The sequence below is a fragment of the Streptomyces dryopteridis genome, assembly GCF_049606955.1.
Lineage (GTDB): Bacteria > Actinomycetota > Actinomycetes > Streptomycetales > Streptomycetaceae > Streptomyces.
Genome location: NZ_CP187113.1, coordinates 50,948 through 77,132 on the forward strand (window position 1 = coordinate 50,948; position 26,185 = coordinate 77,132).

Here is a 26,185-nt window from a genome sequence, read left to right on the forward strand (position 1 = left end):
TGTCCACGCGGAGGGTCACGGGCGTGCCTTTCTGGGTCCGAGTCGCCCGGCGGCGGGCCGCAGGGGGACGTCGAGGGCGTCGTAGAGTCCGGGTTCGGCGTCGACAAGCCAGTCGATGGCGGAGACGAGTCGGCCCACGGCCGTGGCGTTGCCGCCGGCCGCGCGGTTGTCGCCCTCGTCGGTGGCCTCGACGGTCACCTCGATGCGGGGCCGGCCTTCGATGATCACGCGGTGGGCGCCGGCTCCGCCGTCGGGCGGGCTGGGCCAGTCGGGGGCGCAGTCGGCGTGGATGCGGGTGACGTGCTCGATGACGATGCGGGGTTCGCCGTCGACGATGCCCTGCACCTCGAAGCGGACCCCGCCCTGGGTGCCGGCCTCGAACACGCCCATGGCGGGGGTGGTGACGCTCGTCTGGAGCGGGCGGCGTTCGAGGGTCTCGCGGATCTCCTCGACCTCCACCTCCAGGGCGCGGGCCATCATGCGGATCTGCCCGCCCCAGACCATGGTGGGGACGCCGGGGAAGAGCATCATCGGCTCGTAGTCCATGGGGTGGCCCATGCCGATCAGCTCGCGCACGGAATAGGGCTGGTCATAGGTGGTGTAGTCGAATATCTCCTGGCAGCGCACGGCCTCTATCTCGGTGCCGAGCCCGGAGACGAGCAGCGGCAGCACGTCGTTGCCCCAGCCCGGGTCGACGCCGGAGGCGAAGAGGACGCCGCCGCCCTCGGCGATGGCGGCGGCCACCGGGTCGCGGAACTCGGGCGGCGCCGAGCGGTGGTCGTAGAGGGGGTAGAGGGCGGGGCTGACCACGACGAGTCCGGCCCGCAGGGCGCGGGAGACGTCGTCGAGGGCATCGTCGGGGCGAATGTCGCCGGAGGCCGCGTAGACCAGGGCGCGGGGGCCGTCGGCGAGGACGGCGTCGATGTCGTCGGTGGCGAGGACCCCCAGGTTTCGGTCGAGCCCGGCCAGGTCGCCGGCGTCGCGGCCGACCTTCCCGGGGTCGTGGACGATTACTGCCGCGAGTCGGAGTGCCGGGTGGGCGTCGACGGCACGGATGGCCGCGCGTCCCACGTTGCCGGTGCCCCAGACAACCGTGGAAATCATGCGCGGAGGGTAACGCCGGGAAGCGGAGGTTCCCAGACCCGGGAGCGGGGAGTTTGGCCGGTGCGGCGCGGGCCCGGTGGGGTGCGCGGAGAGCGCCCTCCGGCGGGGTCGGACGGGCGGGATGCGGACCGGCGGCGCAGGATGGGACGGCGGACCCTTCGCCCGCCCGTACGTCGTACACCAGTGCGTGAACGGGCGGCGGCCGGGCATGCGCGGGACCGGACTCATCTCCAGGGGAGGCGTCGGTGTCGGACGGGCGGCGGGAGCGGGCTGCGAGCTCGACGGGGCGGGACGAGACGGCCCTGGAGCGGGCCGACCGGCAGTGGCAGGAGCTGATCCAGGAGATCAGGGTGGCCCAGACCGGGGTGCAGATCATGTTCGGGTTCCTGCTGACGGTGGTGTTCACCCCGCGCTTCACCGAGCTGTCGAACACCGACCGGACCATCTACATCGTGACCGTGGTGCTGGGTTCGCTGGCCGCCGGGGCGCTGATCGGTCCGGTGTCCCTGCACCGGCTGGTGTCGGGGCGCCGGGTGAAGCCGCAGGCCGTGGCCTGGGCCTCGCGGCTGACCTTCCTGGGGCTGGTGCTGCTGCTGGCGACGCTGGTCTCGGCGCTCTTCCTGATCCTGCGGGTGGCCACCCACGACGCGTACGTGCCGTGGCTGGTGGCCGGGGTGCTGTGCTGGTACCTGGTGTGCTGGTACCTGCTGCCGGCCTGGATCCGGATCCGCCACACCTCCGGGGAGGCCGAGGAGGCCGGCCCACGCGGGTGAATCGCGGGCCGGGCTCGCGGGCCCGGCGGCGAGGCGCGGGCGGGGGCGGGGCGGGCGTTCGGTGAGGTGTGCGGATGTCCGAAGAGTGGTGGACCCGGAACGTGTTCGAGCCGGGCAAGTTCCCCCTGTTGCTGGCCTTGGCCGCGTTCGTGCTGACCTTCGCCGTGACCCGGCTGATCACGCGGATGATCCGCGCGGGCAAGGGCCCCTTCCGTGACGTGACCCCGGGCGGGTTGCACGTGCACCACGCGGTGCCGGGGGTGGTGCTGATGACGGTGGGCGGGTTCACCGCGATCGGCGGCGGGCGGCACGGCTGGGGCGCGGGGATCGCGGCGGTGCTGTTCGGGGCCGGGACGGCGCTGGTGTTGGACGAGTTCGCGCTGATCCTGCACCTGAGCGACGTGTACTGGACCAAGGAGGGCACGCTCAGCGTGGAGGTGGTGATCCTGACCACCGCGATGGCCGGATTGCTGCTGGCCGGGTTCTCGCCGTTCGGGGTCGACGGGATGAGCGAGGACGAGCTGCGCGACCGGTGGGGGCTGGTGGTGTCGGTCCTGATCGACCTGGGCCTCGCGGTGGTGACCCTGTTCAAGGGCAAGCCCCGGTTGGCGGTGCTCGGGCTCGCGCTGCCCCCGCTGGCCCTGCTGGGGGCGGTGCGGCTGGCCCGGCCCACCTCGTGGTGGGCGCGCCGCCTCTACCGCCGGCGGCACCGGGCCCGGGCCCGGTCGATGCGGCGGGCCTACCGTCACGACCGGCGCTGGAACGGGCTGCGGCGACGGGTGGACGGGGTGATCGGAGGCGCCCCGAACCCTTGAGCGAGGGGCTTCGCCGCGGGGTGTCGCGAGCGCCCGCGTCACCGTGGGGGCGACGGGTCGTTAGCCCGTGGGGGCCGACCCGGGGGCGAAAGGGACAACGGTAATGCGGCAGTTTCCTCTGGAGATGCTCGAAGTCACGCCCGGCCGGGTGATCGAGTGGCGGTTGCGTTCGGCGGAGCGCCCGGCCACACGGTCCGGCGGGGACCGGCAGGTCCCGCCCGCGCGGGTCGAGGCGGGCGCCGGGGTCCCGGCGGCGCGGGACCGCAGGGCCTCGTACAACCAGGACAAGCACTTCACGGTGGCGGAGGAGAGCCAGGGCGCGGCCGACCCGGTGGCCTCGTGGCTGGCGGTGACCTTCGAGGTCAACGAGCCGCTGGACCGGGGGATGATGGAGCGGGCGCTGCTGTCGTTCGTGGACCGGCACGAGGTGTTGCGGTGCGCGTTCCAGCGGCTCGCGGGCGAGGTGTCCTGCGCCCCGGTGGCGAGTGATTCGCTGTCCCTGGACTGTGTGGAGATCGGGGCCTTCGCCTCGACGGAGGCGGTGCGCACCTTCCTGGTGGCCCGTTTCAAGGACACCATCGACACGCTGTCGTGGCCGCTGTTCACGATGGGCGCGATCGAGCGGCCCGATTCGGCGACGGTGTACCTGGCCCTGGACCACATCGTGTGCGACGGGCTGTCGATGCCGATCATCGTGGACGAGGTGATGACCACCTACGAGGCGTACCGGCGCGGCCGGCAGCCGGTGCTGCCGCCGGCGGCCGGGTACCTGGACTTCGCGGAGGAGCAGCGCCGGCGGCACCTGTCGATCGGGATGGACGACGAACGCCTGGGCTACTGGCGGGAGTTCACCGAGCGCGGCGGGGGCGAGTTCTTCCCCCGGTTCCCCTTGGACCTGGGGGTGGCCCCGGGCCGGATGTACCCGATCGTGAACGACGCCTCGCGGCTGTTGGACCCCGCGGAGGCGGACGCGCTGGAGGAGGCGTGCGCCGCGGTGGGCGGCAAGGCGTTCATGGGGGTGCTGGCGGCGGTGGCCATCGGGTTGCGGGAGGCGGGCGGCCCCTCGGTGTACCGGGGGTTCATGCCGGTGAGCGAGCGCGGTCTGGGGCCGTGGCGGCATTCGGTGGGCTGGTTCGTGAACACCCTGCCGATCGAGTTCGACGTCTCGCCCGAGCTGGACTTCGCGGGGGTGATGGACAGTGCCCGGCGGGGGTTCAAGGAGATGATCGGGCAGGTGGAGCTGCCGTTCGTGCGGGCCTGGGAGTTGTTGGCGCCGCGCGAGTACGCGTTGAAGGCGTGGCCGTACCCGGTCAACTTCTTCTCGTACATCGACACCCGCAAGTGCCCGGGGGCGCTGCACCACGACGAGTGGCGGCCGACGACGCACGTGTGGTCGGCGCGGGCCAACGGGGCGTGTTCGTGGTTCCAGCGGGACAACGAGGGCCTGCACATGAACACGATCCACGTGGACACCCCGCAGGCGCGGCGCACGATGGCCGCGTTGAACGAGGCGCTGCGGGAGACGGTGCGGACCATCGGGCGGACCGGCGGACTCGGGTCGCGGGTGCCGGCGGTGTCGGGGGCGCGCGAGGGTCGGTTGCCGGTGCGGGTGGTGGGCGCGCGGGCCGGTGGCGACGCGGTGAGCGCGGCGGCGGCCGCGACCTCCTCGGGCCCGGTCCCGGTGCCGGGTCCGGCGGCGGGTTCGCAGGGGCGGCCGGCGCTGCCGGCGCGGGTGCCCGGTCCGGGGCGGGCGGGGCTGGCGGGGCCCCGGCGGCCGGTGGACGGGGTGGTGCCGGCGGCGGGGCCGAAGCCCGCGCCGCCGGGTCGTGGGGGTGCGGGGGTCGATCTCAGCCGGTGACGTGGAAGGCGCGCTGCGCCTTCTTGCCGCCGATGAGGACCTCGCAGGCCATCAGGGCGACGGTGGCGGGGTCCTTGACGGTGAAGTTGAGGGCGAAGCTGCCGTCGAGTCCGATGACGCGGGTGACGTAGTGGTCCTTGGTCTGGCGGCCGTCGGCGGCCCGGCCGGTGACGGAGACGGTGGCCACGGGCGCGAAGCCGGTGCCGGTGACCTGGACGGTGGTGCCGAGCGGCCCCTCGGCGGGCGAGAGGGTGAAGGCCGGACCGCTCGGGGCGCCGGCGCCGTCCTGCACGGTGAAGGCGGCGGTGGCGACGCGCGGGTTGACGAGGACCTCCTTGACGCGCAGGGCCACGGTGTCGGCGGCCTGCACGGTGAAGGTCTGGGAGAAGGCCCCGTCGAGGCCGACGACCTTGGTCTTGACGGCGTCGGAGGTCTTGTCGCCGTTGGCCCGCAGCCCGGCGATGGAGACGGTGGCCACGGGTGCGAAGCCCTGGCCGACCACGGTGACCTTGGTGCCGGTGGGGCCCCGGTCGGTGGACAGGGTGATGAAGGTGCGGGCCACGGTGACCGGGGTGTCGGCGACGGCGCCGCCCGCCTCGACCCGGACCCGCCAGGAGCCCTCGGCGAGGGAGGAGCCGGTCGTGACGGTGCCCGCGAGGGTGCCGTCGGCGCCGATCCGCAGGGTGGAGCCGGCGAGCCGGCCGCTCTGGCAGTCGGTGCCGTCGGGGGCGCACAGGCTCGCGGTGGGGTTCGCGCCGGCGGGCCAACCGGTGCCGGAGAGGGTGAACGCGCCGCCGGGCTTGGTCTTGCCGGCCCCGGCCGAGAGGACGGCGGCGGCCTCGGTGACGGTGAAGTCGGCGGCCAGGAGGGTGTCGGGGTCGTTGCCCTCGTCGACCTGGATGGCGGCGATGGCGGGGTCGGAGACGACGAACTCGGCCCGGAAGGTGCCGTCGGGGGTGCTCTGGACGTAGGTGGCGGTGTCGTCGAGGGTCACGCCGTCCGCGTCCCGGCCGACGATGTTGATCCACCGGTCCTGGAGGTACTGGGTGCCGGTCACCACGACGGTGGTGCCGACGGGGCCGCGGTTGGCGGACAGGGCGATGGCCCGCGGGCCGGTGGGCGTGTAGGCGCGGACGGTGAGGGGGCCGGTGGCCTCCTTGGTGCCGTCGTTGACCTTGACCAGGTACTGGCCGTCGGGCACGGCGAAGGCGTCGGCGAGGGTCGCGGTGCCGGTGAGGTTGCCGTTCGCGTCGATGGCGAGGGTGTCGGAGGTGAACCGGCCGGGGTCGCAGCCGCCGCCGTCGGCGGCGCAGAGCAGCGGGGTCGGGTCGGCGTTCGGGGTCCAGACGGTGCCGGTGAGGGCGACCGCGGTGTGCGGGCGGGCTTCGGCCGGGGTGGTCAGGGTGGCCGGTTTGCCCTCGTTGCCCTCGGCGGTGACCCCGCCGACGCTGCCGCCGCCGGCGGTCACGGAGCAGGTGGTCTGGTAGGTGCCGCCGAAGACCTTGGTCTGGGTGACGGTGCGCAGCGGGGTGAAGGCGATGGCGCCCTTGGCGTTCGCCGGGACGAGGAAGTCCCCTTCGTAGGGCGGGATGACGACGGCCTGTCCGCTGGTGGCGTCGAGGAGCACCTCGGGGCCGCGCACGGTGACGGTGCCGGTGGCTCCGCCGGACATGGCGAGGTCGATGCTCGGGGTGGTGGGCATGTCGTTGATGCTGACGGTGCTCTTGGCGGGGCCCGGGTCGAGGGTGACCTTGGCGTGCACCTTGCCGCCGGGCAGGACCACGGCGGGGCTGAGTTCCACGGTCATGGCCTGGGGGCCGGTGGCCTCGCCCTGACCGGCGGGGAGCACGCACTTGACGGTGGGGGTGATGGTGCCCGCGTGGGCCGGGGCCGCCGCCGCGAAGAGGCCGACGGTCAGCAGGGCGGCACTCGCCGACGCTGCCACGAAACGGTGCGCCATTAATCTCTGTCGAATTGCCATGGGGGTCTCCGTATTCCTCTCGGGAAAATCGGGGGTGGTGGATCGGCGAAATCCCGCCGGAGCCGCGGCGACGGAGAACTGCGAGAAAAGGGGCGGATTTTCGCCCTTCGCGGGGCGTCCGGACAGGTCGGCGGGAATTTCCGGCGCCATTGCGTGGGGCGGATGGGGGACGTGGGACGGTCGGACGGGTTCTCGCGCCGAACGCCCGCCCTGCCGGGGTGGCGGAGCGGGCGTTCGGGGCCCGGCCGGGGCCGGTGCGGCGGTTTCCGCTCAGGAGAGCGAGAGGGTGAGCACCGCCTGGTAGGTCCCGGCGGAGACGACCGCGGGAACGGACAGGGTCAGACCGGCGCCGGCGTCGAAGGACCCGCCGGTGACGGAACGGGCCCCGTCGCCGCCGAGCGAGCACAGCGCGGCGGGGGTGGAGCCCAGGGCGGCGAGCGGCCCCGGGGTGGGGCTGCCGACGCTGCCGGTGCCGGCCGCGCAGGTAGGTCGCCAGGAGACCGCGCCGGCGTCGATCACGGCCCCGCCGGCGCCGCCGGTGAAGTCGGTGAGGGTGCCGGTGAGGGACCAACCGGTGTTGTTGCCGCGGGCGTCGAGGACGGTGACCTTGTTGAGGTCGCCGCCGACGGTCTGCGGGCGGCCGGTCAGGCCGACGGTGCCGAAGGAGACGCTGCTGCCGGCCTGGACCATCGTGAGGTTGCCGTTGCCGACGGTCACCCCGAGGTTCTGGGTGGCCTGGTTCTCACCGCCGCCGGGGTCGGGCGGGGTGACGCGGAACGGGAGCTTCTCGATGGTGTCGGGGTCGTTGCCCTCGTCGGCCTGGATGAAGGCGATGGCGTCGGAGGAGACCGTGAACTCGATGGAGAAGGTGCCGTCGGGGGCGCTCTTGCCGTAGGCGGCCGTGTCGTCGAGCGTGGCGCCGTAGGCGTCGAGACCCACCACGTTGATCCACTGGTCGGGTCCGTAGCCCCGGCCGGTGACGGTGATCACGGAGCCCAAGGGGGCCTGGGGCACCGACAGGTTCAACTGCCGTTCGCCGGCCGCGACCGCCTTGACGGTGAGGGGAGCGGTGGCCTCCTTCGTTCCGTCACCCACCTTGACCAGGTACGAGCCGTTGGCCACGGCTCCGGCCTCGGCGAGGTGGGCGGTGCCGGTCAGGGCCCCGTCCGAGCCGATCACCAGGGAGTTCGCGGTGAACTTGGTCGGGTCGCAGCCGCCCCCGTCCGTGCCGCACAGGGAGGGGACCGGGGTGGCCCCGGGGGTCCAGCCGGCGCCGCCCAGCGTGACGTCGGTGTTGGGCCGCACCTCCCCGGTGGGGGCGGTGAGGGTGGCGTCGGGGCCGCCCTCGCCCTTGGCGGTGACGGAGCCGATCACCCCGCCGCCCGAGACCACCTCGCACACGGTGGTGAAGGTCTGTCCGAAGACCTTGGTCTGGGTGAGCAGCTTGGTCGGGGTGAAGGTGACCTCGCCGGCGGCGTTGGTGGGCAGCAGGAACTCGCCCTCGTACGGCGGGATCCTGATCGGCTGGTCCTTGACGATGTCGAGCGGGATCTCCGGCCCCCGGGCCGTGACGGTGCCGCTCGCGCCGCCGCCGAGCCGGAAGTCCACGCTCGGGGTGGTGGGCACGTCGGGCAGGTCGAACCCGCTGGTGGCCGGGGAGTCGCCGAGGGTGACCGATGCCTTGACCTTGCCGCCCGGGGCGACCTCGGACGGGCTGAAGGTGACGGTGATCTCCTGGGGCCCGGTGGCCTCGCCCTGACCGGCGGGCAGCACGCACTTCACCGTGGGGGTGATCGTGGCCGTGACCTTGGGCGGGCTGTTGGCCGCCGCGACCCCGCCGCCGAGGGCGAGGACGCCCGCGAGGGTCACGGCGAGGCGCCGATACGTGGGACGTCGTGGTCGTAACACCTGTCGCCTTTCTCTGTGGTTTCCCTGTCGCGTGTTGGCACATTGAGATGGCAGGGGGTGCAGAAGTCAAGACAAAACAGGGGCGGTTCCCGGCCGTTGACTATTTCCGGTCGCACCGTTTCACTGCGAGACAATGCCGGGCCCGGCACCCCGCACCATGTGTGAAATCCCCGGTCGTCGACCGGGGTTCGAGTCCCCTCGGGAAAGGAAGACTTTCATGTCCGTCTCCTTACGCCGCGCCACGACATCGGCGGCACTGGTCACGGCGGGGGCCCTGGTCTCCGTCGCCGCGCTCGCGACCAGCGCGTGGGCGGTGAGCCCGAGCACGGCCACCGCGTCCTACAACTGCGGCACCTGGGGCAGCGGCACCGCGACCCTGACGGCCACCGATTCGGGCGGGGTCAAGAAGATCAAGCTGACCTCGACCTCGATCACGATGCCGGCGGGGTCGAGCGCGAACCCGAACAGCATCACCACCACCCTCAAGGTCAAGAAGACGGCGGGCGGGGTGACGAGCGAGGTGCAGTTCTCCGGCACCGTCAACCCCGGGATGAGCGGGGGCAACCCCATCACCCTCGGCCCGATCGCCCTGTCCTCGGGCACCTTGGCGGCGGGCAACACCTCGGATTCGTGGGTCCTGGCCGGCGCGCCGAGCGCGTCGAACTGGTCCCTGCGGATCGTCACGTCCTCGCCGACGGCGGCGACGGTGTACTGCACGGCGACGGGAGCGCAGTCGTCGGTCTTCACCTGGTGACGCCGACCGATCGGTGAGGTCCGCCGATCGGTCGGGGGTCGCGGCCGGCGTCTCGCGCCGGTCTCCGCACCGCGCCCCGCCCTCTCCCTTGCCCCGGTTCCTCGGGACAAGGGGGAGTCACGGTTCAGGCGAGGGAGAGGAAGAGCTTCTCCAGCTCCGCTTCGGTCAGCGGCGGGGTCTCGCCGTCGGCGGCGTTCATGCACTGCCGCATCCCCGACGCGATGATCTTGAAGCCGGCCCGGTCCAGGGCCCGGGAGACCGCGGCGAGCTGCGTCACCACGTCCTTGCAGTCGCGTCCCGCCTCGATCATGGCGATGACGCCGGCGAGCTGCCCTTGGGCGCGGCGCAGTCGGGTCAGAACGGCGTGGGTGGCTTCGTCGCCGGCGGGGATGGCGGGCATCACGGGCTCTTTCCGGGTGGGAGGTGGGTGGGGCGGGAGGGGGCGCCCTCAGTCGCGGAGCGCGGCACGGGCGCTGTGCAGCGTATCCGGCGCCGGACGGTTGAACGGCAGTCGGCCCAGGACGCGGGCCATCGCGCAGGTGTCACTCACCGCCGACCACACCAGTCCGCCGGCCACGCCGGCGGCGAGCAGCCGGGCCCGGGGCGCGCGCAGTCCCAGCGCCAGCCCGGTCAGCACCAGGGCGCCGGCCGTGAACCGGACCTGCCGGTCCATGGCCCACGGGGCGCGGCCGGCGGGGGCGGGTCCGGCGGCCAGGGGCAGGCCGGCGGCCTCCCAGGCCGCGGTGCCGCCGGGCAGGTCCCGGGCGGTGATGCCCGCGTCGCGCAGCGAGTCCCGGGCGGCGGCCGAGCGGACCCCGGAGGCGCAGACCAGGACCAGGGGACGGCGGGCGCTCGCGGCGCGGAGGTCCTCGCGCAGGGCGTCCAGGTGGGCGAGCGGCACGTTCAGTGCGCCGGGGACGGCTCCGGCGGCGTGTTCGGCGGGGCCGCGCACGTCGAGGACGAGGGCCTCGCCGGCCTCGATGAGCTCGTGCAGGGCCTGGGGGGTCAGGGGCTGGGTGACGGTGGTGGTCATCGGGTCTTCCTCGGGTGCCGGGGCTGGGTGGGTCGGGCCGGTCAGGGGTGGTGGGGGCGGGCTGCGGACCAGGTGGCGTAGCCGCCGTCGAGGTTGCGGACCCGGCGGCCGAGGCCGGTCAGGAGCCGGGCCGCGGTGTGGCCGCGCAGGCCCACCTGGCAGTGGACCAGGAGGTCTCCCGGGGGGAGTTCACCGGCTCGTTCGCGCAGGGAGTCGACGGGGATGTTCACCGCGCCGGGTATGGAACCGGCGGCGTGTTCGGCCGGGGTGCGGACGTCGACGAGGGTGGCGCCCTCGGCTTGCGCGGCGGCCAGTTCGTGCCACTGGAGGGTGTCGGCGGTGCCGCTGATCAGGTTGTCCGCGATCAGGCCGACCATGGTGACGGGGTCCTTGGCGGAGCCGTAGGGCGGGGCGTAGGCGAGTTCCAGGTCGGCGAGGTCGCGGACGGTGAGGCCGCCGGCGATGGCGGTGGCGAGCACGTCGATCCGCTTGTCGACGCCGTCGGCGCCGACGGCCTGGGCGCCGAGGACGGCGTGGGTCTCGGGGTCGTAGAGGACCTTGAGGGCGATCGGCGAGGCGCCGGGATAGTAGCCGGCGTGCTGGCCGGGGTGGAGGTGGACGGCCTGGAAGGGGCGGCCGGCGGCGCGCAGCCTCTTCTCGTTCCAGCCGGTGGCGGCGGCGGTCCGGTCGAAGACCTTGACCACGGCGGTGCCGATGGCGGGGCGGGCCGAGACCGGGCGGCCGGTGATGGCGTCGGCGATCAGGCGGCCGTGTCGGTTGGCGAGGTTGGCCAGGGGGACGAGGGTGGGGGCGCCGGTGAGGGCGTCGGTCTTCTCTGCGGCGTCGCCGGCGGCGTAGACGGCGGGGTCGACCGTGCGGCAGGCAGCGTCTACGGCGATGGCGCCGGTCGGGCCCAGCGGCAGGCCGGCGGCGCGGGCGAGGTCGGTCTCAGGGCGCACCCCGATGGCGAGGAGGACGAGGTCGGCGGGGAGGACGCGACCGTCGGCCAGTCGTACGGCGTCCGGGGTGAGGGCGGCGAGTTCGGCGCCCAGTTCCACCGCCACTCCCCCGGCGCGCAGGGTGTCGGCGAGGGGGGCGGCCATCTCGGGGTCGAGGGGAGGGAGGACCTGGTCGGCGCGTTCGACGAGGGTGACGGCGAGGCCGCGTTCGCGCAGGTTCTCGGCGGCCTCGACGCCGATGAACCCGGCTCCGACCACGACGGCGGTGCGGGCTTCGGCGAGGGCTTCGGCGAGGCGGTCCAGGTCGGGCACGTCGCGCAGGGTGTGGGCCCGCTCGACGCCGGGGAGGTCGGGGACGAGGGGGCGGGCGCCGGGGCTGAGGACGAGGTGGTCGTAGGGCTCGTGGTGGAGGCTGCCGTCGGTGAGGTCGCGGACGGTGACGGTGCGCGCGGCGCGGTCCACGGCGAGCACCTCGTGTCGGACGCGGACCTCGATCCGGAACCGGGCGGCGAGGGATTCGGGGGTCTGCAGGAGCAGGTCCGCACGGTCCTCGATGACCCCGCCGAGGTGGTAGGGAAGGCCGCAGTTGGCGTAGCTGACGTGCGGACCGCGTTCCAGGACCAGGATCTCGGCCTGTTCGTCCAGGCGGCGCAGTCGGGTGGCGGCGGACATCCCGGCCGCGACGCCGCCGACGATCACTGTCCTCATGAGGGTCTCCTGTTGCGTGGCTCGAAAATGCTGACTGGATACCCCCCTGGGTATGAGCATATACCGAGGGGGGTATCCGGAGGCGAGCCGGGGACCTCGGTGTCGCGAAGTGGGGTCGAAGGTCCCGGGGAACGCCGACGGCCCGACACCCCGTCCGCCGCCCCGGGTATCGGGCGGTCGTGCGGTGGGTGTCGGGCCGCTGGGTGGCGGGCCGGGTGGTCCGGTCTAGCGGGTACCGTCGAGGTCCTTCGGGAGGGCCCCGAGGTGGTCCAGGAGGCCGTCCCCGAGGGCGGCGAGGCCGCGGTGGAAGGCGGTGCGGGCGTGTTCCTCGATCATGTCGAAGAAGCCGCCCGCCCAGGTCAACGGGTGCTCGTCGAGGAAGGCGCGCCGCGCGGCCAGCAGGTCCCGGGCGCGGTCGGGCGCCCCGGCCTCCACGGCGTCCAGGGCCCGGACGCTCAGGGCCGCCACGAAGGACAGCTCCAGGCCGAGATGGTCGTCGGGTTCACGACCCTGCCGGGGCGCGGCCAGGCCGTGCCGGGCGTACCAGGCGCGGACCTGGAGGGTCTCGGTCTCGAAGAGCAGCCCTTCCGGGGACCGGTGCACGGATTCCCACGGCGGGGCCAGGAGGGCCTCGGGGCCGACGAAGAGCCGGTTGTGGTCGGCCCGCACGGCGCTCGCGTCCTCGCCGAGCCGCCGGGAGTCGGCCCAGCGGACGAGCCCCTCGGCGGTGCGCCCGGTGGCGGGCAGCGGCCAGTCCGCGAGCAGTTCGGGGTCGCGGACCCCGTCGAGGTGCTGTTGGTCGGGGGCTTCGAGGAGGAGGCGGGAGACGACGGTGCAGGCCGCGGCGGTGGCGTCGAGTTCCCGGACGGCCTCGGCGAGGGCCTCGGCCGAGGGGGGCGGGGTCGGGTTCACGGGTGGGGTCTCGTTCCGGGTCACATGCCGATGCGGGTCATCGACTCGTAGAACTGCGAGCGGCCGATCAGTTCACCGACGAGGACGAGGGTGAACGCGGCGGTCGTGAGGGTCGCGGCGCGGCGCGGGCAACCGGCGCGGCGGGCGCTGTGCCGGTACAGGAGGGCCGCCAGGACGCCCGCGCCGGCGAAGACGAGGAGCAGGCGGGCGATGAACCAGGCACCGGAGAAGACGCCGGCGCTCGCGGCGGCGGCCGGGCCGCCGTCGGCGAGGGCGGTGAGGTGCAGCGGGATCAGGACGCTCTCGACGCCGAGGAAGGCGATGGCCGTCAGCGAGGTGCCGGTGAGGGCGCTGCGCAGCAGCGGGGTGGAGGTGCCTTCCGGCGCGGCGCCGCGGACCCGGCGCAGCAGGGCCGGGGCGGCGAACGCGGTGGCGGCCGCGAGGGAGCCGAGGAGGAAGGTGGTGGTGAGGAAGAAGGCGGGGGTGCGCCAGGTGTGCCAGGCCGGGACCACCGGGAGGGTGTAGTAGATCATGCTCATCGACCAGACCAGCCCGAGGCCGGCGAGGGCGGTGACCACCGCGAGGATCCGCCGTGCGAGGACGCCGCCCCGGTCGAACCAGGCGCTCGCCGCGTAGAGGAAGAGCAGGCCGCCGAAGACCACGCCCATCACGATCTCCCGGCTCAGCCAGGAGGAGCCGACGTGTCGGAAGACGTTGAGGACGTTGCCGATGTCGTTCATGTGGAAGATCGACGCGAACATGCCGAGGCCGAGGCCGGCGAGGGCCGCGTACACGCCGGGGTGGGTGAGGCGGTCGATCGCGGCCCGGTCGTGACCGCCCTTGACGCGGGCGAGGAGGCGGACCGCGCAGACCACGACGAAGGCGCCGACGCTCATCTGGGCGAGCACCGTGAAGGCGATCATGGGGAGTTCGTGCACGTACACGGTCAGATCTCCTCGGAGTTCGCGATGGCCCCGGTGCCCGTGCCGGAGGGCTGCGCGTCCCGGTGCGGGGTGATGACGAGACGGGGGCGGGTGATCTTGGGGTCCGGGAGGGGTTCGACGCCCGCGAGCTTCCCGTGCCGGGAGCGGAGTTCGTCGATCGGGCCCCAGTCGAGGGCGCGGGAGGGACAGGCCGCGACGCAGGCCGGGTCCTCGCCCTCGGCCCGGTAGTCGGCGCACATGTCGCACTTGGACATGTGGCCGGTCTCGGGATTGAACTGGGGCGCGGAGTAGGGGCAGGCCCATTCGCAGTAGCGGCAGCCGACGCACTTGGAGTCGTCGACGGTGACCACGCCGTCGGGTCCCTGGGTCATGGCCGTGGTGGGGCAGACCTTGACGCAGGCGGGCTCCTCGCAGTGGTTGCAGGAGATGGACATGTAGGACGCGAACACGCTCGGGGTGAACGTCTCCCCGCTCTGCTGCCAGGTGCCGCCGCAGTATTCGGCGACCCGGCGCCAGTTGACCGCCTGCGGGAGGTCGTGCTTGTCCTTGCAGGCGATCTGGCACGCCTTGCATCCCGTGCACAGGGACTGGTTGAAGTGGAACCCGAGCTTCTGGGGCTTGTTCGTCATGGTGGTCTTCGCTCTCCCCGGCCTCAGATGCCTTCGACCTGGACCAGGTTGGTGTGCTGCGGATTGCCCTTGGCGACGGGGGTGGGTCGCCAACTGGTGAGGGTGTTGATCGAACCGCCGACGTCCACGCCCGACTTGTCGGGCCGGTACCAGGCCCCTTGCGGGACGGAGACGACGCCGGGGGCGATGCGGGGGGTGACGCGGGCGGCGAGCCGGATCCGGCCCCGGTCGTTGAAGACGTCCACGGTGTCACCGTTGTCGACGCCTCGGCGCCGGGCGTCCTCGGGGTTGATCCACACCATCTGGGGGTGCGCCTCCCGGAGCCAGGGGACGTTTCCGTAGGTGGAGTGGGTGCGCTGCTTGTAGTGGTGGCCGATGCACTGGAGCGGGTACTTGCCGTGCCGCTTGGCCTCTTCGGGGCCCTCCCAGGTCTCGACGTGTTCGGGGAGGGCGGTGATCCGGTCGCCTTCGGGGAGCTGCCAGGTGCGGGAGCGCTCCCACAGGGTGCCGGAGAAGATCTCGATGCGGCCCGAGGGGGTCTTGAGGGGGTTCTTCTCGGGGTCGGCGCGGAAGCCGCCGAGCGCGATGAGCTCCTCGGGCTTGGGCGCGGTGGTCTTCCACACGCCCTGGGCGCGCAGGGTGTCGAAGTCGGGCAGGCCGGGGACGGTCTTGCGGGACTCCTCCACCACGAGGCGGACCCAGTCCTCCTGGGTGCGGCCCTGGGTGAACTCCCGCTCGACGCCGAGCTCCCGGGCGATGCCGGTGCACATCTCGTAGACGGTCTTGCAGTCGTGGAGCGGTTCGATGGCGCGGTCGGCGATGATCGCGTAGCCCATGGCGCCGGCGCTGCCCTGCTGGATGACGTCGATCTGCTCGGCGTTGGACACGTCGGGCAGGAGGATGTCGGCGTAGCGGGCCGAGACCGTCATCTGGTTGTCGATCACCACGATCATCTCGCACTTGGAGTCGTCCTCCAGGAGCTTGACGGTGCGGTTGATGTCGGAGTGCTGGTTGGTGAGGGCGTTGCCCGCGTACTGCCAGATCATCTTGATCGGCACGTCGAGCTTGTCCTTGCCCCGGATGCCGTCGCGCAGGGCGGTCAGCTCGGGGCCGCGTTCGACGGCGTCGGTCCACAGGAAGAAGGGGATGGCCGTCTTGACCGGGTTCTCCGTGACGAAGGGGTTGGCCATGGCCAGCTTCCAGGAGCCCTCGCGCAGGCCGGTGCCTCCGCCCGGGACGCCGACGCAGCCGGTCATCGCGGCGAGGGTGAACACGGCACGGGCCTGGTTCTCGCCGTTGGCGTGCCGCTGCGGACCCCAGCCCTGGGTGATGGCGACGGGGCGGGCGGTGCCGATCTCGCGGGCCAGGCGCACGATCGTGGCGGCCGGGACCCCGGTGATCCGGGAGGCCCACTTGGCGGTCTTCTCGGTCCGGTCGGGTCCCTTGCCGGTGAGGTAGGCGAGGTAGGAGCTGCCGGCGGGCACCCCCTTGGGCAGGTGCGCGTCGTCGAAGCCCTGGCAGTAGCGGTCGAGGAATGCCTGGTCGTGGAGGTTCTCGGCGACCATGGTGTGCGCGATGCCAGCGACGAGCGCGGCGTCGGTGCCGGGACGCAGCGGGACCCACTCGTCGCCGAGGGCCAGGGCGGTCTCGGAGTAGCGCGGGTCGATGACGATGGTGCGCACGCCGTGCTTGCGGCGGGTGTCCTGGGCGACGAAGGTCTCGCCGCCGCCGGACATCCGGGTCTCGATCGGGTTGTTCCCGAACATGACCTGGAGCTTGGCGTTCTTGGCGTCCTCCAGGGTGTTGGAGGCGACGCCGGGGCCGTACTGGTGGGTGCCGGCCTCGCTGATCGCGGCGGTGCTGTAGGTGCCGTACTGGTTCAGGAAACCGCCGACGCAGTTGAGGAGGCGGGCGATCGGGGACTGCTCGCCGGGCCAGCTGCGGGTGACGGTGCCGCCGAGAGTGCCGGTGCCGTACTGGAGGTAGATCGACTCGTTGCCGTAGTCCTTGATCAGCCGCTTGACCGTGCCGGCGATCTCCGCGTACGCCTGCTCCCAGGAGATCTCCTCCCATTCGCCGGAGCCGCGCTTGCCCTTGCGCTTCATGGGCTTCTTGAGCCGGTCGGCGTTGTAGATCCGCTGGCGCATCGCGCGGCCCCGGACGCAGGCGCGGATCTGCTGGGTGCCCTTGGTGTCGTCTCCGGTGTTGTCCGCGAGGACCCGCACGACGCGGCCGTCGGAGACCTGAAGGCGCAGCGGGCAGCGCGATCCGCAGTTGACGTTGCACGAGGACCAGACGGTCTCCAGCGGGCCGGGTCCGGCGCCGGCCGCGTGCGCGCGGCCCGTGCCGGGCAGCACGTCGAAGGCGGCGCCGGTGCCGACCAGGGCGAGGCCGCCGCCGACCGCCGCCGACCAGGCCAGGACGGACCGGCGCGAGGGGGTGTCGCCGCTCGGGGTGGTCCGGTCCGCCGGGTCCGTTCCGGAACCGTTCCGATAGCCCGCGCTCACGTGTCCTCCTGCCCGGCGGGGCCCTCTCGTGGGCCCCGCGTCCGCTGTGGTCTCTGGCTCAGTCTCGGGCGCGGCCGTGCGGGGTCCGGGCCGGCGAACGGGCCGGGTTGACAGTCCTGGGTCCCGAGATCGTGATGACGTTGGACCGGGTGGGGTTTCGGCTTCGCGGGGCCGGGCCGGCCCGTTCGTCGGGGGTGGGTCGCGGACGGGCCGTGGGGGGCGGGGCGTTGGCGGTGCGCGGCGCCGGCGGGAGACACGGCGCGGCGCGGGACCCTGCCTGTGGACAACTCGGCGCGGGGGCGGTTTGTCGCTAAGGTCGCCGTTCATGAACCAGTGGGAGGAGCCGGCCGAGGAGGATTCCCGGGTCCGGCGGGGGTGGCTCGTGGGGGCGGTCGCGGTGTGCGCCCTGGTCTTCGCCCTGGACGTGGTGGCGGCCCGGCCCGACGCGTACCGGCCGATGCTGATCGGGGAGGCGGTGGTGATCGCGGGGGCGCTGCTGCCGGTGCGCGGGGTGAGCGCGCCGGTGCGGCTCGGGGCGGTGGCGGCCCTGTCCCTGGGGGTGACGGCGCTCACCGCGTGGCAGCACCGCTCGTACACCTGGGGGGTGGGCGAGAGCCTCGCCCTGCTGTTCGCCCTGGGCGGTGCGGCGCGTTCGGCGCGGCCGGGGCGGGCCGCGCTCGGGGCCTGCCTGGCGCTGGTGACGGCGTTGTTGGCGGCGTTGCTGCGGAGCCTGCCGGTCCGGGACTGGAGCGAGATGGCCTTCCCGCTGACCTTGGCCGCCGCGTTCGTGGGCGGGCTCGGCTGGTACCTGCGGGTCCTGGACGAGCGGCGGGTGCGGGCGGTGGACGCGGTGCGGCAGCGGGAGCGGCTGCGGCTGGCCCGGGACCTGCACGACGACGTGGCGCACCACGTGACGGGCATGGTGGTGCAGGCGCAGGCGGCGCGCACCGTGCCGGGCCTGTCGGCGGGGGCGCGGGACGAGCTGTTGCGGGGCATCGAGACGGCCGGGGACGAGACCCTGGAGGCGATGCGCCGACTGGTGCGGGTGTTGCGGAGCGAGCCGGGCGGGGAGTCGGATCCGGTGGTGCGGCCCGGCGCGTTGGCGGCGGAGCTGGGGGCGATGGTGGCGCGGTTCGCGGGGGCCCGGACGGGTTCGGCGGAGCTGCGGATCTCGGCGCGGGCCCGGGCCGCGCTGCCGGCCGGCCCCGAGGTGGAGTCGACGGCGTGCCGGGTGGTGCGGGAGGCGCTGACGAATGTGGACCGGCACGCGGGTCCCGGGTCCCTCGTGGGGGTGGAGGTGGACGTCGTGCCCGGTGTGGAGGGGGAGCTGCTGCGGGTGTCGGTGGTGAACGGCGCGGCCGGCGTCGGGGTGGCCCGGCGCTCCGGGGGGCTCGGGCTGGTCGGGCTCGCGGAGCGGGTGCGGGGCATCGAGGGTTCGTTGGCGGCGGGGCCCGAGGCGGGCGGGGGATGGCGGGTCACGGCCGACCTGCCGCTCGGCGGTAGCGGCCCCCGGTGAACGGGATCATGGTGGGTGTGCGAATGGCGAGCGGACGGATGGGCTGATGGAGCGGGACGAACGAGACTCGGTGCGGGTGTTGATCGCCGACGACCAGGCGATGGTGCGCTTGGGTTTCCGGTTGATGATCGACGCCCAGCCCGACCTGGAGGTGGTCGGGGAGGTGGGGGACGGGGCCGAGTGCGTGGCGGTGGCCCGTCGGCTGCGGCCCGACGTGTGTCTCGTGGACGTGCGGATGCCGGCCCTGGACGGGCTGGAGGTGACGCGACTGTTGGCGGGGCCCGGGGTCGAGGATCCGTTGAAGGTGGTCGTGGTGACCACCTTCGACCAGGACGATTACCTGTACGGGGCGCTGCGGGCCGGGGCCGTGGGTTTCCTGTTGAAGAACGCGGGGCCGGAGCTGCTGTTGGAGGCGGTGCGCGCGGCGGCCCGGGGGGACGCGCTGGTCTCCCCCGCCGTGACCCTGCGGCTGCTGAGTCACGTCGCCGAGCGTCCGGGCGGGCCCTTGGCCGGGCGTCCGGGCACCGCCGGGGCGGCGCGGGCGGCGCTCTCGGACCGGGAGCTGGAGGTGGCGCGGGCGGTGGCGCGGGGGGCGACGAACCAGGAGATCGCGGCCGAGCTGTTCGTGTCCCTGTCCACGGTGAAGACGCACCTGACGGCGATCCAGACCAAGCTGCGGGTGCGCAACCGGGTCGAGATCGCCGCCTGGGCCTGGCGCACGGGTCAGGTCAGCGACGGCTGAGGTGCGCCCGCGCGGCGGATCGGGACGGGTTCCCACCAGGTCACGGCGCGCCAGGCCCATTCGAGGGGGCCGTAGCGGAAGTGCTTCAGCCACAGTCGGCCGAGGACCACCTGGGCGAGGAGGATGCCGGCGGCGAGCAGCAGGGCCTCGGTGTAGCGGGTGGACTCCGACAGTTCGAGGAGGGGGGCGAGGGCGACGACCACGAGGGTGGCCCCGAGGTAGTTGGTGAGGGCGAGTCGACCGAGCGGCGCGAAGACGCTTTCGAGGGCGCGGCCGAGCGGGGTGCGCAGCAGGAGCAGGAAGCCGGTGGCGTAGGCCAGGGCTCCGGCCAGGCCGGCGATGGCGGCGGCGCGGGTGCCGATCGCCTCGGTGCGGGTGGCGTCGGCCCACAGGGTCAGGGCGACCGCGGCGGGGGCCGCGAGGGCGAAGAGGACCGCGATCTGGCCGGTGCGGCGGTCGAGGGTGTCGGCGACCCCGTAGCGGGCGACGGCCGCGCCGAGCAGGAACAGGCCGGGTATGGAGGCGAGACCGCCGCCGACCAGGGTGACGCTCGCGACCGTCACCACGAGACCGCCGAGCAGGGCGAGCCACTTGGGCGCCCAGGTGAACGGGAGCAGCACCAGCAGCCCGAAGATCGCGTACGGGAGCAGGGCCTCGCCGGGGTGCAGCAGTTGGTGCAGTCCGCCCAGGACCGCGAGGGCGAGGAGACGGCGCAGCAGGACCAGGCGCGGGGAGTCGGTGCGGCGCTGGGCGCTCTCGAAGAAGAGGACGAAGCTGAGGCCGAAGAGGAAGGAGAACAGCGGGAAGAAGCGGTGCTGGACCAGGAGGTCGAGCCATTCCCGGGCGGGCACGAGCGCGCCGGCGGGATCGACGTGGGACATCCGGGTGATCTGCGGGATGTTCACGAGGAGGATGCCGCAGAGCGCGAAGCCGCGCAGCGCGTCGAGCGCGTCGATGCGCCGGCGCGGCGGGTGGGACGGGGTCGTGGACAAGGACGCTCCTGGTGGGGCGGGTGCTGTGCGCGCCCGGTCACCCGGGCTCCGTTCCATGATCGGATTCGCCGGCGGCGGCCGGCGTCTGACCTGAGCCGTACGCGCATCGGCCGAAAGTACGGTTCCTCGGGTCCCGCTCCCCTCCCCCGGTCGGGCCGACGGCGCTGTCGGTGGTCCGTGCGAGGATCCCCGGCATGATCGACTCCGCCGAGAAGTTCCTGCCCGCCGACGGTTCGCACCGGTCGCGCACGTACGCCGACTGGGCCGCCGCGCACGCCCCCGAGACGGCCGGGGCCGCCCGCGAACTGGTCGACGCGATGGGCGCGGAGCTGGCGCGGACCTGGACCAAACCGGGCCGGTTCGTGGACGCGATGGCCGTGCGCGCCCGGTCCCTGCCCGCGGCCCACCTGCCGTGGTTCTGGGACACCGTCGGGCACCGGCTGATCGGCTACGGCTCGAAGCCCGGCGGCCGGGCGTACGTGCTGGCGCGGGCGGCGGAGGCCGAGCACGGGCTGCCGGTGGACGTGGGGTACCGGCGGGCCAACGCGCTGTTGTTCGCGGCGGGCGGGGCGATGCCGGCGAAGGAGTTCGGGGCGCACCAACGGTTCCTCACGGAGCGGCTGGCGCCCGCCGATGCCTTCCGGGCCTGGGCGGAGCTGTTGGTGGCGTGGGGTTCCTCGGCGGCGGACCTGCCCGCGGACCTGGTGCGGCGGGCCCGGAGCACGGCGCGTTCGGCCGGGGTCGGTGAGGCCGAGGTGGCGGGGTTGGTGGGGTCGGTGTTGGCGGTGACCCGGGGCAAGGCGGTGCCCGATCCGGTGTTGGACGGCGCGGCGGAGCTCCTCGCCGCGCACCGGCCCTCGGAGGAGGTGGCGGCGGGGCTGCTGGGGATCTTCCCGGAGGGGGCCACCGACGGCGGGGCCTGGCTGCGGCTGCTGGAGCGTTCGGGGGCCGTCGACGCGTGGACGGCGGGCCGGATCGGGGCCGAGCGGACGGTGTCGGACTGGGTGGGGCACTACGCGCACATGTACTGCTACGCGGTACGGCGCGGGGGCGGCGTGGGCCGGCAGCGGATGCCGGAGGAGATCCTCTCGCTGGTCGGGCGGCTCGCCACGGCGCTGCGGGCGGCCGGGGCCCCGGTGTCCCTGCACACCACCCGTCACCACTGGCAGGGGCTGGACGCGGAACTGTTGGACGCGGTGCTCGCCGCCGGCGCCCCGGTCGTGGACCCGGGCCCGGAGGTGGGGCTGAAGGTGTGGGAGGGGCCGGCTCAACGCCCCCTGGTGGCGCTGGCCGCCGACCCGGTGTTCGGCCCCCGCTTGGAGGGGCGGGTGCACGCCAACCTGTTGCCGCCGATGTGGTCCTGGGACGGGCGACGACTGCCCGGATCCGCCGTGACCCTGCTGCCCGGCAACGACGCGATCGCGCAGGAGGTCGCCGCGCGGGCCGGGAAGCTCGTGGACCGGGTGGCGGGCGGGGCCCTGGCCTCGGCCGAGGAGGCCCTGACCGAGTTGGAGACCCTGCTCGACCGGCCGACGGCCACGGCCCTGGAGGGGATCGGGACGGCGCTCGGCGACTGCCCGACCGAGGCCCCGCTGCACCTGTCCCTGCGCTCGGGGCTGGCCGAGGAGTGGGGCTGGCCGGCCCTGGACGGGGTGCTCGCGCGGTTCGCGGACCGGGCGGCGCAGGCCGACGCCGAGGCGGGCGACCCGGCGCCCGGGGTGGTCGGGGTGACGTCCTCCTGGCCGGTGTTGACGGTGTACGGCCGGGACCGGGCGGTGGCCGTGGGTCCGCACGGGGTCGTGGCCGAGACCGCGTTCGCCCTGCCGCCGGATACCTCGCTGCACACCGCGCACCACATCGGCGGCTCCTTCCTCATCGCGTGGAGCACGACCGCGGGGGCTCGGTATGGGGACACGGCCTGCTGGGCCGAGCGGCCCGAAGAGGTGTTCCGGCCCGAGCGCCTGGACGGGCTGCAGCCGTTCACCGGCGGCTATCAGGAGCCCCTGGGCTACCGGTTCGCGACCCCGGACGGCTCCGGCGCGCACGACGGGGGCCGGCTGCTGCGGGCCGGCGGGCGCGAGGGCGTCGCCCTCCAGTACCTCCAGGTCTCCGACGGCGAGCGGGTCTGGCACAACGGGCACCACGTGTGGCGGCCCTGGCTCGCGGTGGACGCGCGGACCGGCGAGGAACTGGGCGAGGTGCCGTTGCCGGAGTTCGCGGACGGAACCGTGTCCGAGGCCCCGGAGCCGACGCCGGCCGGGGTCGAGTCGACCCGGCACGCCGAGTCGACGACCCTGGCCCCGCTGCCCGCCGGGCTCGCCGCCTCCCCGCTCGGCGACCGGGACGGGCTGGTCGGCTTCCGGGCCCGCGCCGCGCGCCGGCGCACCCCGGGCCCGCTCGACGTGTGGGCGGTGGAGAGCGTGGACGGCCGGCGGGCCGGGTTCACGATCGACCGCGAGGGTCAGGAGCCCTTCGGGCTGCTGCGCCCGGCCGGAGCCCCGGAGGAGGAGGCGGACGGGTCGCTGGTCCTGGTGCGCGGCGGCGGGCTGAGCGGGGTGCGGGCGTACGCGGCCGGCGGCGGTCTGCTGTGGCGACTGCCCGGTTTCCCCTCCACGCTGCGGCTGGACACGACGACGCGGGCACGCGGGGTGTGCGCGGCCTCGCTGGGGGTGGCGGTGCCGCCCGCGTTCTGGCACCTGCTGCGGGTGCGGGACGCGGCCGGTTCGCGCGCGCTGCGGGAGCTCGGGGCCGAGGCCGTGCGGGGCCTGCTCGACGCCGCCGGGGACGGTCCGTCGGCCTTGCGGACGGCGATCGGTCGGGAGCTTCCGGAGCTGTCCTCGCGGCCGGTGATCGCGGCGGTGGAGTGGAGCGTGCGCCGGGCCCTGGCGGTGGCCGAGCGGCGGGCGGAGCTGGCCGAACGGGTGCGGTTGATCCGGGAGGAGCTGCCGCCGGCGCCCGCGCGGACGGCGCCGGACGAGGACCTGGCCCGGGCCCTGTTCGGGCTGGGGAACCCCGGCGAGGAGCAGCGCCGGCGGGACGGGGCGGCGGCCTCGGCGCATCCCGCCACGATCGAGGCCGTGGCGGCGGACGGGCTCGCCCTGGCCGGGCGGATCCCCGAGGCGGTGCGCCGCCTGGCCCCGCAGGCGCCGCCCCGGGACTGGTCGGCGGTGCTCGGCACCATCGACGCGGTGGCCTGGCGCCTGGTCGCGGGCCCGGGCGGGGACCAGGAGCGGGCCACGCTGGCGGCGTTCCTGACGGCGTGGGCCGACACCCCCTTCGCGCGGGCCGGTTCGACCTGGTGGGTGGGGCGCGCGGAGCCCCGGGCCGTGGCCTCGCTGCGGGCGGCGGGGCTGCCGGTGGCGGCCGGGGCCGGCCCGGACGCCACGTGGTGGGTGGCGCCCGCCGGCGCCTCGGACGGAGCGGTGGCCGCGGTGGATCCGCGGGCCCGGACGGTGCTCGTGGACCGTGACGACGCGCTTCGGCTGCGGCGGATGGTGGAGTTGGTGGACGAGCGGGGGGCGCCGGCCGTTCCCGAGGCGGCGGCGGCCCGGTTCGCGGAGCTGACCGGGGTGCGGCGGCCGATCGCGCGGCTGGTGCTGGCCGGTTTCCCCCGGGACCCCGGGCACGACGAGGACGTGGCCCTGGCCCGGCGGGCCCCGTTCCGGGCCTCCCCGTGGACCGGTGACCTCTACCGGCGGCTCTGTGAGCGGCTGGGGGCGGCGGGTCGACGGGAGGTGCTCGCCGCCGGGCCGCCCGCCGATCCGGACGCTCTGTGGGAGCGGGACGGGTTCGGCGCGGCCGTCGAGCGGATGGCCGCCGTCTGGGTGGAGCGGCTGGGGGCCCGGCCCCCGGTGGACGACGCGCTGGCCGACGAGTTGGAGGAGGAGATCGGGGTCTCCGAGCACTGGGCCCGGGCGTTGGGTTCCGGGCCGGGGGCGGAAGGGAAGGTGTTCCGCCCGGCGGCCGACTGGCGGCTGTTCGCCGACCGCTACCGGGGCGCGCAGGCACGGCCGGTGCTCCCCGACGGCACCACCGGTCCCCGGGGGACGGTGCTCGGGCTGCCGATCCCGGCCGTCGCGGCGGCGCTGGTCTGGGCGTGGACGGAGCGGCCCGCGGGGGATCCGGCGACCCGGTGGGCGGGCGCCCTCCACGACCTCCTGCGGGCGGAGTTGGCCCGACCGGAACTGCTGTACCCGCTGGCGGAGCGGGCCGACGGGGACGAGCGGGAGCTGGAGCGCCGGTTCGGGCCGGCGCGGCTGCCGGTGGTGCCGGCGGCGCCGCCGACGGACGGCACCGAGCCGGCGCCGACGCCGATCGCCTGGGACGCGGGGGCACTGGTGGTGTGCGCGCCCAGTGGCGCGGCGTTCGTGCGGCCGGCGTTGACGGCCGATCCGGTGGCGTGGGAGCGCTTGGTCACGGAGTCCGGGTTGGCTCGGGGCCTGGAGCTGTTCGAGCTGTTGCGAGTGGGCGGCGGACTCGACCGGATGCGGGCCCGGGCCGCGTCGGGGGTGGTGCCCGAAGGGTGCCACGAGCTCGATCCCCGGGTGTCCTGCCCGGAGTTGACGGACGAGGCGGCCGAGGCCCTGGGCGTGTCGCGGGACGCGGCCGGGTACTTCCTGCAGCTGCTGACGTTGGCGCGGCCCACGGACCGGTCGGTGCGCCGGTGGAACGGGTGGACGGGGGCCCGGTTGACGGCGGCGCGCGAGGAGTTGGCCGGGGTGGGCGCGGTGGTGATCGCGAAGCGGGCCCGGGCGGGCCGGTCGGCGTTCGCCCCGGGCGGGTGGACCGAGCTGAAGGCACCACATCTTCCCGTGGAGACGCCCAAGTTGGGGCTCTATCGGGTGCGGCCGTTGTGGCAGAACCGGATCGAGGGCCCCTTCGAGCGGCTGCTGGCGCCCGCGCCGGCGCACGAGTTGTTCGCGGCGGCCTGGCGCGGGCGGGGGGAGGCTCAGGGTCAGGCTCAGGAGTAGGTGACCGTCACCTTGGTGAAGCCCAGGGAGCGGAGCAGGCCGTCGAGCATGGCGGTGGTGTTCTTCTCGGCGCGGGCGGTCAGTCCCCCCTTGGTCGCGGCCTCTCCGATGCGTTGGACGGCGAGGCGTTGGACGGCCTGTTCGCTGCCGGGGTTGCCGGAGAAGAGGTCGCCGAGACGGTCGAGGAGGCCGCGCTGTTTGGAGACGGCGTAGGAGCGCTCGGGGTCGAGGGCCGCGCGGTCGAGGGTGGCCTTGGGCAGCCGCAGCGTGGCCTCGGTGCGGCCGGCGTCGACGGTGACGGCGTCGTCGGCGAGGCCGCCGAGGTCGACGTGGGCGGCGACGGTGCCGGCGCCCACGTAGAGGGTGCGGGTGCCCCGGATCGCGTCGGGCAGGAAGGGGGCGTCGTGTTCGAGGTCCACGACCACCTGGTAGTCGCCGGCGGCGCCCTCGTAGCGGCTCATGTCGCGCAGGGCGGTCAGGACGGCCGGGCCGGTGCGGTCGTGGGTCCGGGTGCCGAACAGGTCGTCCAGTCCCGGGATCCGCAGCCGGTTGCCGGCCACGACGAGGGCGCCGGCGAGCAGCACGAGGACCAGGACGAGGACGGGCCCGCGGGCCCGGCGGCGCGGGCGGGGGGCCGTGCGGGGCTCGGGGGCGGGATCGGGATCGGACCGTCTCTTCTCCATGACCCCCCAATGCCCGGTGGGCGCCCGCTCATCCGTCCTTCCCGTCCACCGCGCCGGCCCGGGCCTCGCGCACCGCGCCGTGCACGGTGCGCAGGGCCAGCAGCAGGACCCCGATGTCGTCGAGGTAGACGGGGTCGGGCAGCAGGTCCACGGGCCACAGGGTGTAGACGACGGCGAGGCCGAGGAGAGTGGTGTGCCGGGCCCGGACCCCGGCGTTCTTCAACAGGGTGCGGGCCCGCCACACCTTGACGAGGAGGGTGAGGGCGGCGACGGCGCAGCCGAGGAGGAGCAGGCCGGCCAGGATCCACCAGAAGGTCCCGTTCACGGTGTGCGGGTACATGGTCCGCTGGTACCCGGCGCGGCGGCGTTTCCTCCCTCCCCCGGCCGGTTTTCGCCT

The 26,185-nt window shown here is 74.4% G+C and carries 20 protein-coding genes; 7 read left to right on the forward strand and 13 right to left on the reverse strand.

What is annotated here, in order from left to right; genetic code table 11:
• Positions 1-15: 15 nt before the first annotated feature.
• Positions 16-1,104, reverse strand: a complete 1,089-nt coding sequence (locus ACN20G_RS00240; RefSeq protein WP_424210632.1) for a dihydrodipicolinate reductase — start codon at positions 1,102-1,104, stop codon at positions 16-18.
• Positions 1,105-1,349: 245 nt separating this feature from the next.
• On the opposite strand from ACN20G_RS00240, the gene ACN20G_RS00245 reads away from it, so the two are divergent.
• The 3 genes from ACN20G_RS00245 (at position 1,350) to ACN20G_RS00255 (ending at position 4,550) form a co-directional block, all read left to right on the forward strand.
• Positions 1,350-1,877 (forward strand): DUF6328 family protein, encoded by a 528-nt coding sequence (locus ACN20G_RS00245; protein WP_424210633.1) that lies wholly within the window; start codon positions 1,350-1,352, stop codon positions 1,875-1,877.
• 74 nt (positions 1,878-1,951) lie between these two features.
• Entirely contained in the window at positions 1,952-2,692 is a 741-nt protein-coding gene (locus ACN20G_RS00250) for a hypothetical protein (RefSeq protein WP_424210634.1), read from the forward strand.
• Between the two features lie 103 nt (positions 2,693-2,795).
• Positions 2,796-4,550 carry a condensation domain-containing protein gene (locus ACN20G_RS00255; protein WP_424210635.1) on the forward strand — a complete coding sequence of 585 codons (1,755 nt, stop codon included), beginning with the start codon at positions 2,796-2,798 and terminating at the stop codon, positions 4,548-4,550.
• Here the strand turns inward: ACN20G_RS00255 and ACN20G_RS00260 are convergent.
• Entirely contained in the window at positions 4,540-6,531 is a 1,992-nt protein-coding gene (locus ACN20G_RS00260; protein WP_424210636.1) for a hypothetical protein, read from the reverse strand. The two genes, ACN20G_RS00255 and ACN20G_RS00260, sit on opposite strands and share 11 nt — an antisense overlap.
• 270 nt (positions 6,532-6,801) lie before the next feature.
• Positions 6,802-8,400 carry a WxL domain-containing protein gene (locus ACN20G_RS00265; RefSeq protein ID WP_424210637.1) on the reverse strand — a complete coding sequence of 533 codons (1,599 nt, stop codon included), beginning with the start codon at positions 8,398-8,400 and terminating at the stop codon, positions 6,802-6,804.
• Positions 8,401-8,656: 256 nt separating this feature from the next.
• Here ACN20G_RS00265 and ACN20G_RS00270 point away from each other — a divergent pair, with 256 nt between their 5' ends.
• Positions 8,657-9,193 carry a hypothetical protein gene (locus tag ACN20G_RS00270; RefSeq protein ID WP_424210638.1) on the forward strand — a complete coding sequence of 179 codons (537 nt, stop codon included), beginning with the start codon at positions 8,657-8,659 and terminating at the stop codon, positions 9,191-9,193.
• A 124-nt stretch (positions 9,194-9,317) separates the two neighbouring features.
• Here ACN20G_RS00270 and ACN20G_RS00275 read toward each other — a convergent pair whose 3' ends face one another.
• The 7 genes from ACN20G_RS00275 to ACN20G_RS00305 all read right to left on the reverse strand — a co-directional run bounded on the left by ACN20G_RS00275 (position 9,318) and on the right by ACN20G_RS00305 (position 16,885).
• Positions 9,318-9,593 (reverse strand): metal-sensitive transcriptional regulator, encoded by a 276-nt coding sequence (locus ACN20G_RS00275; protein ID WP_424210639.1) that lies wholly within the window; start codon positions 9,591-9,593, stop codon positions 9,318-9,320.
• Between the two features lie 48 nt (positions 9,594-9,641).
• Positions 9,642-10,226, reverse strand: a complete 585-nt coding sequence (locus ACN20G_RS00280) for a rhodanese-like domain-containing protein (RefSeq protein WP_424210640.1) — start codon at positions 10,224-10,226, stop codon at positions 9,642-9,644.
• Positions 10,227-10,267: 41 nt separating this feature from the next.
• Positions 10,268-11,893: an FAD-dependent oxidoreductase gene (locus tag ACN20G_RS00285; protein WP_424210641.1), complete on the reverse strand. Its 1,626-nt coding sequence runs from the start codon at positions 11,891-11,893 to the stop codon at positions 10,268-10,270.
• Positions 11,894-12,118: 225 nt separating this feature from the next.
• Positions 12,119-12,805, reverse strand: a complete 687-nt coding sequence (locus tag ACN20G_RS00290) for a TorD/DmsD family molecular chaperone (protein ID WP_424210642.1) — start codon at positions 12,803-12,805, stop codon at positions 12,119-12,121.
• 20 nt (positions 12,806-12,825) lie between these two features.
• Positions 12,826-13,749, reverse strand: a complete 924-nt coding sequence (locus ACN20G_RS00295; RefSeq protein ID WP_424210643.1) for a dimethyl sulfoxide reductase anchor subunit family protein — start codon at positions 13,747-13,749, stop codon at positions 12,826-12,828.
• A gap of 2 nt (positions 13,750-13,751) precedes the next feature.
• Entirely contained in the window at positions 13,752-14,378 is a 627-nt protein-coding gene (locus ACN20G_RS00300) for a DMSO/selenate family reductase complex B subunit (protein WP_424210644.1), read from the reverse strand.
• Positions 14,379-14,401: 23 nt separating this feature from the next.
• Positions 14,402-16,885 (reverse strand): DMSO/selenate family reductase complex A subunit, encoded by a 2,484-nt coding sequence (locus ACN20G_RS00305; RefSeq protein ID WP_424210645.1) that lies wholly within the window; start codon positions 16,883-16,885, stop codon positions 14,402-14,404.
• A 325-nt stretch (positions 16,886-17,210) separates the two neighbouring features.
• On the opposite strand from ACN20G_RS00305, the gene ACN20G_RS00310 reads away from it, so the two are divergent.
• The gene (locus ACN20G_RS00310; protein ID WP_424210646.1) at positions 17,211-18,401 is read left to right on the forward strand and encodes a sensor histidine kinase; all 1,191 of its coding nucleotides are present in this window, start codon (positions 17,211-17,213) and stop codon (positions 18,399-18,401) included.
• Between the two features lie 46 nt (positions 18,402-18,447).
• Positions 18,448-19,143 carry a response regulator gene (locus ACN20G_RS00315; protein ID WP_424210647.1) on the forward strand — a complete coding sequence of 232 codons (696 nt, stop codon included), beginning with the start codon at positions 18,448-18,450 and terminating at the stop codon, positions 19,141-19,143.
• Here the strand turns inward: ACN20G_RS00315 and ACN20G_RS00320 are convergent.
• Positions 19,125-20,135 (reverse strand): DUF418 domain-containing protein, encoded by a 1,011-nt coding sequence (locus ACN20G_RS00320; RefSeq protein WP_424210648.1) that lies wholly within the window; start codon positions 20,133-20,135, stop codon positions 19,125-19,127. The two genes, ACN20G_RS00315 and ACN20G_RS00320, sit on opposite strands and share 19 nt — an antisense overlap.
• Positions 20,136-20,329: 194 nt before the next feature.
• Between ACN20G_RS00320 and ACN20G_RS00325 the strand changes: the two genes are divergently transcribed.
• Positions 20,330-25,105: a hypothetical protein gene (locus tag ACN20G_RS00325; RefSeq protein WP_424210649.1), complete on the forward strand. Its 4,776-nt coding sequence runs from the start codon at positions 20,330-20,332 to the stop codon at positions 25,103-25,105.
• Here ACN20G_RS00325 and ACN20G_RS00330 read toward each other — a convergent pair.
• Both ACN20G_RS00330 and ACN20G_RS00335 read right to left on the reverse strand, forming a co-directional pair.
• Complete coding sequence (locus ACN20G_RS00330; protein WP_424210650.1) at positions 25,096-25,788, reverse strand: DUF4230 domain-containing protein; 693 nt, start codon at positions 25,786-25,788, stop codon at positions 25,096-25,098. The genes ACN20G_RS00325 and ACN20G_RS00330 overlap by 10 nt on opposite strands.
• Positions 25,789-25,816: 28 nt before the next feature.
• Positions 25,817-26,128, reverse strand: a complete 312-nt coding sequence (locus tag ACN20G_RS00335; protein ID WP_424210651.1) for a hypothetical protein — start codon at positions 26,126-26,128, stop codon at positions 25,817-25,819.
• Between the last annotated feature and the right edge of the window lie 57 nt (positions 26,129-26,185).

Coding starts and splice junctions, on each gene's coding strand:
- ACN20G_RS00240 (WP_424210632.1), bottom strand. CDS start 1,104: ATGATTTCCACGGTTGTCTGGGGCACCGGCAACGTGGGACGCGCGGCC.
- ACN20G_RS00250 (WP_424210634.1), top strand. CDS start 1,952: ATGTCCGAAGAGTGGTGGACCCGGAACGTGTTCGAGCCGGGCAAGTTC.
- ACN20G_RS00255 (WP_424210635.1), top strand. CDS start 2,796: ATGCGGCAGTTTCCTCTGGAGATGCTCGAAGTCACGCCCGGCCGGGTG.
- ACN20G_RS00260 (WP_424210636.1), bottom strand. CDS start 6,531: ATGGCAATTCGACAGAGATTAATGGCGCACCGTTTCGTGGCAGCGTCG.
- ACN20G_RS00270 (WP_424210638.1), top strand. CDS start 8,657: ATGTCCGTCTCCTTACGCCGCGCCACGACATCGGCGGCACTGGTCACG.
- ACN20G_RS00275 (WP_424210639.1), bottom strand. CDS start 9,593: ATGCCCGCCATCCCCGCCGGCGACGAAGCCACCCACGCCGTTCTGACC.
- ACN20G_RS00280 (WP_424210640.1), bottom strand. CDS start 10,226: ATGACCACCACCGTCACCCAGCCCCTGACCCCCCAGGCCCTGCACGAG.
- ACN20G_RS00285 (WP_424210641.1), bottom strand. CDS start 11,893: ATGAGGACAGTGATCGTCGGCGGCGTCGCGGCCGGGATGTCCGCCGCC.
- ACN20G_RS00300 (WP_424210644.1), bottom strand. CDS start 14,378: ATGACGAACAAGCCCCAGAAGCTCGGGTTCCACTTCAACCAGTCCCTG.
- ACN20G_RS00310 (WP_424210646.1), top strand. CDS start 17,211: ATGAACCAGTGGGAGGAGCCGGCCGAGGAGGATTCCCGGGTCCGGCGG.
- ACN20G_RS00315 (WP_424210647.1), top strand. CDS start 18,448: ATGGAGCGGGACGAACGAGACTCGGTGCGGGTGTTGATCGCCGACGAC.
- ACN20G_RS00325 (WP_424210649.1), top strand. CDS start 20,330: ATGATCGACTCCGCCGAGAAGTTCCTGCCCGCCGACGGTTCGCACCGG.
- ACN20G_RS00330 (WP_424210650.1), bottom strand. CDS start 25,788: ATGGAGAAGAGACGGTCCGATCCCGATCCCGCCCCCGAGCCCCGCACG.
- ACN20G_RS00335 (WP_424210651.1), bottom strand. CDS start 26,128: ATGTACCCGCACACCGTGAACGGGACCTTCTGGTGGATCCTGGCCGGC.